The organism is Dyadobacter sp. CY351, from assembly GCF_021502625.1.
Lineage (GTDB): Bacteria > Bacteroidota > Bacteroidia > Cytophagales > Spirosomataceae > Dyadobacter > Dyadobacter chenhuakuii.
In genome coordinates, this window is sequence record NZ_JAKFFU010000003.1 from 169,252 (window position 1) to 182,980 (window position 13,729).

9 protein-coding genes are annotated in these 13,729 nt (G+C 45.2%); 2 read left to right on the plus strand and 7 right to left on the minus strand.

Annotation, left to right across the window (positions count from 1 at the left end; translation table 11 throughout):
- Positions 1–184: 184 nt before the first annotated feature.
- From L0660_RS06375 to L0660_RS06390, 4 genes are all read right to left on the minus strand, one after another.
- Entirely contained in the window at positions 185–1,255 is a 1,071-nt protein-coding gene (locus L0660_RS06375; protein WP_235158661.1) for a dipeptidase, read from the minus strand.
- 22 nt (positions 1,256–1,277) lie between these two features.
- Complete coding sequence (locus L0660_RS06380) at positions 1,278–2,387, minus strand: D-TA family PLP-dependent enzyme (RefSeq protein ID WP_235158663.1); 1,110 nt, start codon at positions 2,385–2,387, stop codon at positions 1,278–1,280.
- 1 nt (position 2,388) lies between these two features.
- Positions 2,389–2,865, minus strand: a complete 477-nt coding sequence (locus L0660_RS06385; RefSeq protein WP_235158664.1) for a RidA family protein — start codon at positions 2,863–2,865, stop codon at positions 2,389–2,391.
- A gap of 72 nt (positions 2,866–2,937) precedes the next feature.
- The gene (locus L0660_RS06390; RefSeq protein WP_235158665.1) at positions 2,938–4,242 is read right to left on the minus strand and encodes a gluconate:H+ symporter; all 1,305 of its coding nucleotides are present in this window, start codon (positions 4,240–4,242) and stop codon (positions 2,938–2,940) included.
- Positions 4,243–4,521: 279 nt separating this feature from the next.
- Here L0660_RS06390 and gyrA point away from each other — a divergent pair, with 279 nt between their 5' ends.
- Positions 4,522–7,158 carry a DNA gyrase subunit A gene (gyrA, locus tag L0660_RS06395; RefSeq protein ID WP_233798370.1) on the plus strand — a complete coding sequence of 879 codons (2,637 nt, stop codon included), beginning with the start codon at positions 4,522–4,524 and terminating at the stop codon, positions 7,156–7,158.
- 73 nt (positions 7,159–7,231) lie between these two features.
- The gene (locus tag L0660_RS06400; protein WP_235158667.1) at positions 7,232–8,692 is read left to right on the plus strand and encodes a lipopolysaccharide assembly protein LapB; all 1,461 of its coding nucleotides are present in this window, start codon (positions 7,232–7,234) and stop codon (positions 8,690–8,692) included.
- Positions 8,693–9,073: 381 nt separating this feature from the next.
- Here the strand turns inward: L0660_RS06400 and L0660_RS06405 are convergent, their stop codons facing one another.
- From L0660_RS06405 to L0660_RS06415, 3 genes are all read right to left on the minus strand, one after another.
- Complete coding sequence (locus L0660_RS06405) at positions 9,074–9,940, minus strand: hydroxypyruvate isomerase family protein (protein ID WP_235158668.1); 867 nt, start codon at positions 9,938–9,940, stop codon at positions 9,074–9,076.
- A 25-nt stretch (positions 9,941–9,965) separates the two neighbouring features.
- Complete coding sequence (locus L0660_RS06410) at positions 9,966–10,859, minus strand: hydroxypyruvate isomerase family protein (RefSeq protein ID WP_235158670.1); 894 nt, start codon at positions 10,857–10,859, stop codon at positions 9,966–9,968.
- A gap of 108 nt (positions 10,860–10,967) precedes the next feature.
- Positions 10,968–13,664, minus strand: a complete 2,697-nt coding sequence (locus L0660_RS06415) for a c-type cytochrome (RefSeq protein ID WP_235158671.1) — start codon at positions 13,662–13,664, stop codon at positions 10,968–10,970.
- Positions 13,665–13,729 lie beyond the last annotated feature (65 nt).

Sequence of the window (13,729 nt, forward strand, 5' to 3'; positions counted from 1 at the left end):
ATATTGGCCTACTAACGTTTATCAAAGATGGCGCTTATTTATAATAATTACAAATAAGTAATTGTTAATTTATCTTAAAATGCATTACAAAAAAAAGCTTCACAACTCTTATGCAAGTTGCGAAGCTTTTCTCTAAATAATATTATTGGAATATTAAGATTTTATTAGATTTTTCCGAAGTAAATCATTTCCAGCTACGATCCAGAAAATCAACCCAGTTGCGCCACATGATTTGTTCAATATCCGCAGCCGAGTAACCTCTTCCAGATAAAATCCCGGTTATCGATTGCAGGTCGGCAATGGAATCCAGGTCCATTGGCGATTGTTCTTTTCCATATGCACCATCCAGATCGGAGCCGATCCCGACTTGCAATGCATTTCCTGCAAGCTGGCAGATATGGTCGATATGTTCGGCCACATGCTCGATCTTCAAGCCCATATTTTCCGGGGTCGATTTTCCGCGGATCCAGCCCGGAATCATCATCCACGCATCGAACGCCATGCCGATAACTGCTTTTCTTTCGAGCAGCTCCCTGATCATTTCGTCCGAAAACTGCCTGTTATGCGGCGTAATCTTCCGGACCAGGTTATGACTGGCCCACACAGGACCCTTGAAAATATCCAGCGCCTCCCAGAACGCCGTATCGCACAAGTGTGTCGCGTCCAAAATAATATTCAGCTTTTCCATTTCACGCAGCAGATCTTTCCCTTTTTGCGATAATGGCTGGTCGGAATCTGTCCCGTAAGCGTACACGCCCGGACCATAATGTGCCGGTCCGATCGCCCGCAGGCCGTATTGGTAGGCGATTTCCAGGTTTTTGAGGCTGATAAAGGAATCGGCCCCTTCGAGACTCAGGATATAGCCAATCGGCAGGTTTTCGGTCGACGCCGCATTTTTCCAGAGATCTAAATGTTGATGTAAGCCGGGAAGATCGACAATCTGCACCATTTCACCGGCTTCTTCCATTGCTTTGTACCAAGCGATTTGCGCCTGCGTTTGCGCCCATGCCTGTGCCTGCGAATGCCAGCCTGGAATTTTGCTGTCGGGTTTCACTAAACGGGCGATCTGTGTTGCTACGCACATGCCAATGTTGCCTTTACGCATTTCGGGAAAACTGACAACGCCTTTGCCGCGGTCTGGTTTATCGGTCAGGTTTGCTTCACGTTGTCGGATCGCATTTAAATCCTGGGTAAGGTCCCGGTTCCATTCCACCGCATTCATGGAAAGGTCGAGATGGGCGTCGAAAAGAAACATTTTATTTTGTTTAGGAATTGAATTAAATGGTCAGGCGTCTGTTACGGGCCACGATTTTCCACTCGTCGGTCACTGCTCCGTCTTCAATGACGGAGGCAAAGTCATGCAATGCAACCGTCGGGCAGACGTGATAGGGCAGGGCATAGAGCACATCGCCGATCTCCGTAGCATCCCAAACGTCTTGCGTAACCTGCAAAACGCCATGTTCCTCGCTCTGTCCCATCAATGTATAGCTCGGCAGGTTGAGCAGTTTAAACCTGTTTTCAATCGGACTTTCGGGCGCAATGGCTTTATGACCCAGATCAATGGTGACAATGCCAGCCGTGGGTTTGGACACAACGCGGGTCAGGACCAGTGCTGCGTGCTCGAATGGCTGACTATCAAACCGGTCGCCATAACCCCAGTCCCAAAGCACATTTGTGCCCGGGCTCAGATACACATCCGGGCGCATGGCGTGTACGGTAAATGACGGAGAGCCGCCGGCGATGATCATGGGCGCATTGCCCGTATGGTTTTTGATCAGGTCAAAGAGTGGAAGGACAGTTTCGAATGCTTCATCCACAGCCAGTTTACGATCCGAAAATTCGGGATGACGCAGATGACCATCATACACATGAACGCCGCCGAAGGAAACGTTGGACAGTCCGGAAATGTAACGATATAAGGAAAGCAATGTGACGTCGGTAACGTGTCCCGAACGGTTCATGCCATTATTTACATCAATATATACATTGAAAATAACATCACTGGCAATGCCCAGTTTATTGAGGTCGTCCGTCGACTTCTCGTTGTCGACGAGGGAAGCGAAACTCACATCCTGGAATTTTTCACGCAGAGCCGACAGTCGGGTAATGTTCGGGCCAACCATCTGGTAAGCAAGCAAAATCCATTTTGCACCGGCATCGGCAAGCATTTCGGCTTCTGCGATCGTGGCGCATTTGAACTTACTGATGCCCTGTTCCAGCTGCATTTTTACGATTTCTCCGGATTTATGCGTCTTTACGTGGGGAATAAGCCTGTCGGCGTCACCGGCAATGCTTATCATGCCGCGGATATTGTTTTCGATCCGATCCTTATAGAATAGCAGGGAAGGGGAAATGACTTCGTCGGGGTTGTTAAGTTTGAACCACATATTATTTTTCTTCAAGCTCAAACATCACCTCAATCTCCACCGGAATGTTATCAGGAAGGCTTCCCATTCCCACCGCGCTTCTAACGCCGATTCCGTTTTCTTCGCCCCAGATTTTAGCAAAAAGTTCGCTGCATCCGTTGATGATGAAGGGGTGTTTTTCAAAGTCGGGTGTGCAATTGACCATGCCTAAAATTTTGATTACGCGCTTGATCCGGTTCAGGCTTCCCAGGTTTGCTTTTAAAGTCGACAGGATCGTCAATCCAACCTGGCGCGCTGCCAGCTTTCCTGCGTCTGCGTCCATATCCTTACCGATCCGTCCTTTGATTAATGTTCCGTCATCCTGGACCGTTCCGTGTCCTGAAACGTAAACCCAGCGTTTGTCGACGATCAGAAGAGGCTTGTAAACGCCAAGTGGCTTTGGAGCTGGAGGAAGACTAAGGCCAAGAGCAGCGAAGTTGGATTCAGGGGTGTTGTTCATTTTTATTGAGTGAATGAGCGAATGAGTGAATGACTGAATGTTTTTCTCATTCACTCATTCAAAATTAAACTTCTAAACAAACAAATTTAGTACTAAAACGCCCAGCAATCCCATTATAGACACAATTGTTTCCATAACTGACCAGGTAAGCAGAGTGTCTTTGATGCTTAAATTGAAATATTCTTTGAACAGCCAAAAGCCGCCATCGTTCAGGTGGGAGAACATTAAACTACCTGAACCAATGGACAATACGAGCAGTTCGGGAGAAACATCTGAAGTTACCAGCAACGGCGAAAGTATGCCCACCGTGGTGAGTCCGGCAACGGTTGCTGACCCTACGCAAATGCGGATGATCGCAGCAATCCCCCAGCTTAATATCAGGGGCGAAATGTCGACGCCTTTCAGGCTTTCGGCTATATAAGTGCTTACGCCGCTCGCTGTCATGATTTCTTTGAAAACCCCAGCTCCGGCAATGATCAGCAGGATTACGGATACGCCCTTAAATGCTTCTTCCATGGATTTGCTGACATGCTTCATATTCATTCCGCGACGGATCCCAAGCACATAAGCAGCAAACAATACAGAGATTAACATTCCGAAATAGGGTTCGGCAAGCAGGCCAATGATCTTATTGTCAGGATAAATGCGTTTTACGCCCGACATACTCGTCAGCAAAAATACAGGTAACAGAGCGGTTACCACACTGATTCCCAATCCGGGTAACTCGGCTGTTGGCCGTGGTTTTACATTGAAAAGATCTTCGTCTGGTTTTGGTTGGAAACGTTTCAGGGTGCTGCCGAAAAGCGGCCCGGCTACGGCGATTGCAGGAATGGAGACCATGATCCCGTATAATAATGTTTGTCCGAGATCCGCATTAAGCTGGCTGGCAATGGCGGCAGGCGAGGGGTGGGGCGGAAGATAGCCGTGCGCAACCGACAAAGCGGAAAGCATTGGCACACCCACATATAATAAAGGAAGGCGCGCAGTGGCGCTGATCATGAATATCAAAGGAATGACGATCACAAAACCAGCATTATAGAACAAGGGAATGCCTATCACAAACCCGGCCAGCGCCATGCCCCATTGAATGTATTTTTTCCCGAAAAGCCCGATTAGCGCATCTGTGATCCTTTGTGCCGCTCCGCTGTCCGCAACCATTTTCCCCAACATTGCACCGAAACCGACAATCAAAACAAGGTCGCCTAGTGTTCCGCCAACGCCTTTTTGGATGGCTTTGCTAACCGTCTCCACATCCAGCCCGCTAGCCAGGCCAAGTCCGATGGAGACGAGCAGGAAGGAGATGAAAGTGTCGATTTTGAGCCAGGCAATGAGGGCAATGAGGGCGAGTATGGCAATAAATGTCAGTAATAAAGGCATAATGGAATTGGGAGAAAAGTAAGCATTTAGGTAATAAGCTGGAAGAAACTAAAATTTAATGATAGAAGCCAATTAAGTTTTGAAAGCACATTCTTTCCTTAAAATCCGAAGGATCACCGATATACGAAAGGAATGCTGAAATAGCACAAAAGATAGTTTGTTAGAATGCTTTAAAATAGCGAAATTTGACTTTTTAGAACTTACATTATAGTATTAATTCATTGGGTAGTTGGACTTTTCAGCTGCTCGTTTAAATTTTCGATTCTTTTCTAATTCTTTATGGCAGAATCTTCTGGTGAAAACATTATCCCCATTAATATTGAGGATGAAATGCGTGGAGCATACATCGATTACTCGATGTCAGTTATTATTTCCCGCGCTTTGCCCGACGTTCGCGATGGTTTGAAACCGGTTCACAGGCGTGTGTTATACGGGATGTCGGATTTGGGTGTGAATTACAATCGCTCGCATAAAAAGTCGGCTCGTATAGTAGGGGAGGTTTTGGGTAAGTATCACCCGCATGGTGACTCGTCTGTTTATAATACAATGGTGCGTATGGCCCAGCCGTGGTCGTTGCGCTACCCGCTGGTTGACGGCCAGGGTAACTTCGGTTCGGTGGATGGAGATAATCCGGCGGCAATGCGTTACACCGAAGCAAGACTGAAACGCCTTGCCGACGAGCTGCTGAATGACCTGGGTAAAGACACGGTTGATTTCCAGCCTAACTTCGACGATTCCTTATCCGAGCCGTCGGTTCTTCCCGCTAAATTTCCGAATTTATTGGTCAATGGTTCCTCCGGTATTGCCGTGGGTATGGCCACCAATATGGCACCTCATAACTTATCGGAAGTTATCGATGGAGTCCTGGCTTACATTGACAATAACGAGATTACCATTCCCGAATTGATGGAGCACGTGAAGGCGCCTGATTTTCCAACGGGAGGGATTATATATGGTTACCAGGGCGTTAGGTCTGCTTTTGAAACTGGCCGCGGAAGCATTATTATGCGTTCCAAGGCGTCATTTGAGGTTTCAAAAACAGGTAGGGAGCAAATCATCATTACGGAGATTCCTTACATGACCAATAAAGCCGCGATGATCGAACGCATTGCAGGCCTTATTAATGATAAAAAACTGGACGGCATTTCGGACATCCGCGATGAATCTGACCGGGACGGGATGCGCATTGTTTTTGATTTGAAAAAAGATGCAGTTCCTAATATTGTATTGAACCACTTGTTCAAATACACGCCGCTGCAATCGAGCTTTGGTGTGAACAATGTGGCGTTGGTCAAAGGACGTCCGGTAACGCTTAATCTGAAAGACCTGATCAAGCATTATGTTGATCACCGGATTGTGGTTATCACACGTCGTACCGAGTATGAACTTCGCGAAGCAGAAAAGAGAGCGCATATCTTGCAAGGTTTGCTGATTGCGCTGGATAACCTGGATGCCGTTATTACATTGATCCGTAACGCACGTGATCCGGAAATCGCAAAAACAGGTTTGATGGAGTCGTTTGAACTGAGCGAGATTCAGGCCAAAGCGATTCTTGAACTTCGTCTGCAACGGTTAACAGGTCTTGAAAGAGACAAAATCGTGAAGGAATACGAAGAGATCATGGTTTTGATTACGGATTTGAAAGACATTCTTGCAAATGAATCACGCAAGTATGACATTATCAGAACGGAATTAGGAGAGATTAAAGATCGTTACGGCGACGAGCGCCGTACTAAGATCGAGTTTTCAGCGGAAGAATTCAGCGACGAGGATATGATCCCGGATGACGAAATGCTGATCACAATCTCGAATGAAGGTTATATCAAAAGAACACCATTAGCAGAGTATCGCACGCAGACAAGGGGTGGAGTAGGGTCCCGCGGAGTAAAAACCAAGGATACAGACTTTACCGAACATTTGTTCTCGGCAACGATGCTGAATTACCTGCTGATATTTACCGAATATGGTAAATTGTTCTGGATGAAGGTTTATGAAGTTCCCGAAGGAAGCAAGCAATCCAAAGGCCGCCCGATCCAGAATTTGATCAGCCTGGAAAATGGAGATTCCATTCGTTCAGTGATCAACGTTCGCACATTGTCGGATGCGGATTATATCAACAATAATTACCTCATTATGTGTACGCAGCAGGGCACAATCAAGAAAACTTTGCTGGAAGCATACTCTCGTCCGAGAACAAACGGAATTATTGCAATCTCAATTAACGAAGGCGACAGACTGTTGAATGTTGCGCTTACCAATGGCGACAATGACATCGTTATCGCATCGAGTGCAGGACGTGCTGTTCGTTTCAATGAAAAAGGAGTTCGACCAATGGGCAGAACTGCCGCAGGTGTTCGTGGTATCAATCTGAACGATGCGGATAACAAAGTAATCGGAATGGTTTGTATCAACCGCGAAGATGCCCAGCTGCTTGTTGTTTCTGAAAATGGTTTTGGAAAACGTTCTGCAATAGATAGTTACCGCATTACCAAGCGTGGTGGGAAAGGGGTTTCGACCATGAATGCCACCGACAAAGTGGGTAAATTGGTAGCAATCCGTGAAGTTACTGAGCAGGATGATCTGATGATCATTACCAGAAATGGAATTGCGATCAGAATGAGCGTATTGGACATTCGTCTGGCCGGCCGTAACACGCAGGGGGTTAAGTTGATCCGTCTGAACAATTCGGACGAAATTACTTCGGTTACACGAATCCTGAAAGATCCGGACGAAAAAGCGGAAGAACTGGATGAGAACGGAAACGTAATCCCGTCGGCAGCGATAGAAGGAACTTCGGACATGATCATCGTCTCGGCGGATGAGCAGGCAGAAGAGTTGGATGATGAAGAAGATGTGATTGAAGATGAAGACGACGAAGAAGATGAAAATGATCCTTCTGACGAGCCAGAGGCATGATTTTTGTAAAAATTATTTTAATTGATCTATATTTAGAATTCGAACAATCAATCACAACCAAAGTTTAATATTTATGAAAAAATTGTTTTTTGTGTCTGCACTTAGCCTTTTCAGTATGTCAGCGTTTGCGCAGGACGATGCTGTAAACAAGGCTGTTGTAGACCAGTTTCGTAAGGATAAAGAGAAAAGCGATAAAGACCTGACTGATGCAAAGGCTAGTGCAAAGGCTTCATTCTGGATGGAAAGAGCAAAATTGTATGAAAACATTGCTTTGCAGGGATCAGAAGTAGATTCAAGTGCAGCCAAAACGTCTTTAGAAGCTTACAAAAAGGTTGTGGAGCTTGACAAAACTAAAAAAGGTGAACCTGGTAAGTCTGCGAAGGAAGCTGAAAATGTGCTTGCAGGCGGAGAGGGATCTCAACTTTTCAATGCAATTGTAAAGCAGGGTGCTGAAAAATACCAGGCCAAAAACCTGAACGGTGCTCTTGAAATGTTCACAGCTGCTCAGGAAATCAATAAGAAAGATACGCTGGCTTCGCTTTACGGCGGAATTGCTGCGCAACAGCTTGATAAGAAAGACGTTGCAAGAGAGCAATTCGAAAAATATGCTGCAAATGGCGGTAAAGATCCAAGCGTATTCTACGGATTGGCACAGCTATATCGTGAAGAGAAAAACTTCGACAAAGCGATTGAAGCTTTGAACAAAGGATTAGCGCAGTCGCCAAACAACAAAGACCTGAAAGCAGAAGTTGTTAACATTCTTTTGGCGTCAGGTAATGAGTCTAAGGCGATCAGCGAACTGGAAGCATTGGCACAAGCTGATCCTAAAAATATTCAGAACGTGGTTAACCTTGCAATTCTTTACGATAACATGCAGCGCACTGCTGCGGACAGCGTGAAGCAGTTGAGTGCTAAGATGGGTTCAGGAAGTAAATCAGCTGCAAGTCTGACTAAAAACCTGGAAGCAGAAAAAAGCAAGATCGAAGTTTATGACGGCGAGGTGAAACGTATTGGTGCGTTGATTAAGAAGCAGCCAAAAAATGCGGATCTGAAACGTCAGCTCGCAGATGTAAATGCTAAGAAAAAAGAAACGATCGCAACCATTGCAACAATGGAAGGCGAAGTGAAATCTGCGACGGAAGCTGCACAAAGCAGTGCATCGTCAGGATCTGAAAAACAATTGGCAGACTTGAAAGCGAAGCAAAAAGACGCGAGCGAGAAAGCTATTGCGAACTACAAGAAAGCATTGGAGATCGACGGTGCAAATTATGACGCTTTGTATAACCTTGGTGTTTTCTATTTCAACGAAGCTGTACAATTGAAAGGCGAAGTTGACAATATGAACATGACTGAGTATCAGCAACGCGGCAAAGAAATCGAAGGTCGTGTTTGTGGTAAGTTCAAAAAGGCGAAGCCATATTTTGAAAAAGCTATCCAAGCGAAAGACGAAGCTGAGGCAAAAGATAACTTGACTACTGTAAACGGAGTTCTTGAGCAGTTCGCTGCAAAACAAGTTGCTTGCGTTGAAGAGTAAGAAGTTTATTGATATAATAAATGAAACAAGCGCTGAATAGGCGCTTGTTTCATTTAGCAAAGTCTATTTAACATAATATAAATTATACAACAAATGGATCCTGAATTTGAGTTCAGGTGTATGGGCAATTAGAATTCGTTATATCAGTCTAAGATGCGGGATGTGCTGTTCTATTCAATTCTAAGGGCGATCAATTTCAGCTATTTGAAGCTTATTTGGCTGATATTGAGCATTAATAGAGGCATTTTAAGCTCGGTAAAATGACAATCGTCATTTTGATTTATGCTGCTAAAAGTTCAGAAACGGGCCTTTTGATAAAGAATATTGTAATGAAATCGAGATCCGATTTAAATGACGATCTCGATTTCATTAAGTTTCGAATCAGGCAATGTCACAAATCTGCACACATTGTTTCAGGGAAGCCAGCGGTTCACGTTTTGGAATAAATTCCTGCGCGACAAAACCTTTATAGCCGGTGTCGACAATGGCCTTCATGATAGCCGGGTAATACAACTCTTGCCCTTCGTCAATTTCATTTCTGCCAGGAACTCCCCCGGTGTGATAATGTCCGATGTATTTATGATATTTTTTGATCGTTGCTATGACATCGCCCTCCATAATGGACATGTGATAAATGTCGTAGAGCAACTTAAAGTTCTCTGAGCCAACCATTTCGCACAAGCCTGCACCCCATGAAGTATGATCGCACATGTAATCTTTGTGGTTCACCTTGCTGTTCAGCAACTCCATGATCATCGTAATTCCGTGCTTTTCAGCAGACGGCATTAACCTTCTTAATCCGATTGCACAGTTACGCATACCGTCAATGTCGGACATGCCACGTCGGTTGCCCGAAAAACAAATGACTGTTGAATATCCCGCTTCCTTTAATTTGGGAAAAAGATCTTCGTAGCTTTTTACAAGCTCGTCATGTAATGCAAGATCATTAAAGCCTTTTTCAATTCCCATCCCGGCGCCGTTTGGCAATGCACAGGTCAGGCCATATTTTTTAAGTGTTGGCCAATCTTCCGGACCTAGTAATTCGATGGACGTTATGCCCATTTCCTTACATTCTTTTGCAAAAGTGTCCAGCGGAATTTTGCCATAACACCATTTACAAACCGAATGATTAATCTTGCCATTTAGTTTTGAACCTAAGGCTTTTTCATTTGCAGCAAAAACATCGGACAGCGAAAGTACGCCGGTGCCTGCGGCTAAACTCTTTAATACAGATCGTCTCGTAGACATATAAGTAAGTATTTTAAAATAAATATCAGGCGATGTCACAAATGGTTACACCCTGTTTCAACGATGCGATGTCATCTTTACGGCTTGGGATAAACTCCTGACCTACAAAGCCTTTGTAACCGGTTTCGACGATTGCTTTCATGATTGTGGGGTAATACAATTCCTGCGTTTCGTCAATTTCATTCCGTCCGGGAACGCCGCCTGTGTGATAATGGGCAATGTATTTGTGGTATTTTTTGATTGTCGCAATCACGTCACCTTCCTGAATTTGCATGTGGTAGATGTCGTAAAGAAGCTTGAATTTCTCCGAGCCAACCATTTCGCAAAGGGCTGCCCCCCACTCTGTCCGGTCGCACTGGTAATCCCGGTGGTTCACCTTGCTGTTGAGCAATTCCATTACCAAAGTTACATTGTGCTTTTCCGCAGTCGGGATAAGTTTTTTGAGTCCGACCGCGCAGTTACGCAAGCCGTCTGTGTCAGACATGCCGCGGCGGTTTCCCGAAAAGCAAATAATTTTGTCATAACCTGCCGCCCGAACTTTTGGGATCACATCTTCAAAACCTTTGATCAGCTCTTCATGATTGGCTGGATCGTTAAAGCCTTTTTCAATATTTCTGGTCAGGCCCTCGCCCCATGGCAATGCGCAGGTTAGTCCGTGCTTTTTAATGATCGGCCATTCGGCAGGCCCCAAAAGCTCTATGGAAGTTATGCCGATTTTCTTGCAGTCCTGTGCGAAAGTTTCCAGAGGGATCTTCCCATAGCACCATTTACAAACGGAGTGATTGATCTTGCCATTGAGTTTCGGACCTAATGCTTTTTCCGATGCGGCAAATGCTTCTGCCAAAGAAACCGGTAAAGTCATTAATCCCGCGCTGGCGGCAATATTTTTTAAAACAGAACGTCTTTCGATACGTTTCATTTGCATGCAGAAAATTGTGGAACTGGATAAAAAAGTAGTGGTGCAAGGGATTCCCTGCACCACTATATTAAGCTTAATAAAACATAATCTACTCAAAAAATCGATGATCTATTTCCCGCCTTTCGGAGCCGAAGCTTCGGTATAAATCGGGTTATTTTTATTGCCTCCTGACATCAGGTAAGCAACCAGATCTCTTAATTCATTCGGATTCAAACCGTTGATCAAGCCTGGAAGCATGACAGAAACGGTTGACATTTTAGTAGATGCAACCTCTTTTTTGCTGATCTTGCGGATCGTTTTAGAATCAAACGGGTTCTGGGCAATGTAATAAGCGTTAGCATCTTCATTGATCTGACGACCTACAATTGACTCTCCCGATTTCATTGTATAAGCGACTGATCCAAACTGGTCCGAAATCGTTTTGTTCGGATCAATAATTGATTCCAGCATGTCTTTGGCCGAGAAACGTGTTCCGAGTTGTGTCAAATCTGGTCCTACATCATTGCCTTCGCCCTGAATTACGTGGCAACGGTTGCAAAGTACAGCCGAAAAAATCATCTTGCCTTTATCGAAATCGCGGTTAGCAAGGCTGTCCTGAACAAGCGCAACGGCTTCATCCAGCTTCCAGGCACGTCCGGGTCCTTTTGGCGAGTACATTTTTACCAGATCGTTACCGGTGCCGGTAAGTAACTCAGCACCAGACAGTTTGTTATAATAAGCAACCTTATCCTTCGGAACGTTTTTCAATGCCAGTTGTCGCGCCTTGTCTATAAATCCAATGTAGCTGCGACCACCCTGATAGCTGAATGCCTTGGCGAACCATTTGAAATATTGTTCACTCAATTGTGGCGTCCAGCCTGTTTTGGCGCTGCTCAACATGATTGCGTAGAACATTTGCTGTTGTGGCGGCATTTTTTCCAGAAGACCAGCCAAATCAAGACCATATTGAGGGTTTCTCAAAATAAGGTCGGCAGAAGCTGTCACCATTTCATTGTCCTTATCATCAAATTTCTCATTCTTCTGGATCAGCGCAAGCGTTTTTTCAACGGCTTTCGGCGCTTCGAGAGTGATCAGGATTTTGCTTAAAAAACGGTTCTGCAAAGCACTCGGAGATGGATATTTTGGATTCAAGTAAGCGATTACTGCTTGCTTTGTTGCCGCATCCGGCTGTCCTGTGCGGTAAAGCGTCACTTCGACAGCGCGAAGCAGTGCTTGTTTTTGAAGATCATTCAGCTTCGCATAGTCGATCTTGGTAAGTCCGTTTAAAATAGGCCCTCCTACTTTTGTAGAATCTCCTTCGCGCGCCAACGCTATGGATGCATAAATCAATGTTTGCGGGTCTTTTTCAGCATAAACTTTTTGTTCCCATTCTGCAACAGGCTGATGTTCAATTGCTAAGCGTGCTGCAAAGCGCAGGAAACGATCAGGACTTTTCAAATATGGCCATGAAGTTTCTACTGCTTTTGGATCTTTTACTGCATGGAATTTTTCCAGATCTGTGCGTTGCTTGTGTTCTGCCGTAAGCACAGGCTTTACTGTATTTGCACCAGCCGGGATATTTTTGTAGTCTCCATAATACACCCGGTAAAGGTCAGATTCCAGGCGGCGGCCACCGGTTAGGAAATACAATGCGCCATCCGGACCGATTGCTCCGTCTGTAAGAGGAAGTGGTGCTCCTGACAGAAACTCTTCGTGATCTGCCGAGTATGTTGAACCGTTTGGTTTCAAATGCAAACTGTGAACGATACCAAAACTCCAGTCAAATGCCAGGAGCGTGTTTTTGTATTTCGCCGGGAACCTTGCCTCGTTCAGGTAAATGAGGTTTGTAGGCGATCCCTGGCCAATGTTCATGATCGGTGAAAGGAAGTCCGCGAATGCTGGCGACGTGTTGGCTGAGCCTGTTCTCCATCCATAATCACCACCGCTGGTTGCGTGACAAACGCGGGTTGGGCGATACCATGGTGTACCGAAATCCCATTCCATATCCGAATCATAGATGAAAAGATCACCTGCTTCATTGAAAGCAATGTCATACGAGTTACGGTAACCTGCACTTACAAGTTCCCAGGATTTTCCTTCCGGATCCGTTTTCGCGATCCAGCCGCCTGGCGCATGTCTATCAGCTGCGTGTCCGCGAGGGTCTTTGATGAATGGGAAAAGATTGTCATTTTTCCAATTAGGCATCAGCCGATAGCTGTCCATTTTCGGAAGATCGGTGAAGTTACCGGCAACCACATAAAGCGATTTTTTGTCTGGTGAAAGCACAATGCTGTGCGGTCCGTGCTCTCCTTCGCCTTTCAATGGCTTAATCAATGTGATCTTGTCATATTGATCATTACCGTCTGTATCCTGCAACCGGTAAAAACCGCTTCCTTTCGGAAATTTGGTGCTTTCGCGGTTGTTGATCATTACATAAAGGCTGTTAAACGCATATAACAGACCATGCGCATAACCCATTGCCACCTTCGCAGTATCGCCTTCCACTTTCAAAGCTTCCACCTTTGGTTTTTCAGTAGAGCCGATTGGAGGCAATACAAGCCGGAACAAACCGCCATACTGATCAGATGTGATCATCCGTCCTTTGTCATCAAATGTCATGGAAACCCACGAACCATTTTTTTCTTCGGAAGGACTATATAAATGTTCTGCTTTAAAGCCTTCTGGCAGCTTGATTTTATCCACCTTTGAACCCGGCGGACGGTGTTTGGCAGTTCGGTTACTGAGCATAACCCCGCAGAAAACGCCTACTGCAAGCAGCACGGCGAGTGTCATAGGAAGTTTAGACCATTGTTTTTTAGTGTACATTTTACAGCTAAGAGTTAAGTAAATATGAAAAAAGCATTCGTTCAGGGTGAAACTGGAATTTTACA

Coding starts and splice junctions, on each gene's coding strand:
- L0660_RS06375 (WP_235158661.1), bottom strand. CDS start 1,255: ATGTTTCTTTTCGACGCCCATCTCGACCTTTCCATGAATGCGGTGGAA.
- L0660_RS06380 (WP_235158663.1), bottom strand. CDS start 2,387: ATGTGGTTCAAACTTAACAACCCCGACGAAGTCATTTCCCCTTCCCTG.
- L0660_RS06385 (WP_235158664.1), bottom strand. CDS start 2,865: ATGAACAACACCCCTGAATCCAACTTCGCTGCTCTTGGCCTTAGTCTT.
- L0660_RS06390 (WP_235158665.1), bottom strand. CDS start 4,242: ATGCCTTTATTACTGACATTTATTGCCATACTCGCCCTCATTGCCCTC.
- gyrA (WP_233798370.1), top strand. CDS start 4,522: ATGGCAGAATCTTCTGGTGAAAACATTATCCCCATTAATATTGAGGAT.
- L0660_RS06400 (WP_235158667.1), top strand. CDS start 7,232: ATGAAAAAATTGTTTTTTGTGTCTGCACTTAGCCTTTTCAGTATGTCA.
- L0660_RS06405 (WP_235158668.1), bottom strand. CDS start 9,940: ATGTCTACGAGACGATCTGTATTAAAGAGTTTAGCCGCAGGCACCGGC.
- L0660_RS06410 (WP_235158670.1), bottom strand. CDS start 10,859: ATGAAACGTATCGAAAGACGTTCTGTTTTAAAAAATATTGCCGCCAGC.
- L0660_RS06415 (WP_235158671.1), bottom strand. CDS start 13,664: ATGTACACTAAAAAACAATGGTCTAAACTTCCTATGACACTCGCCGTG.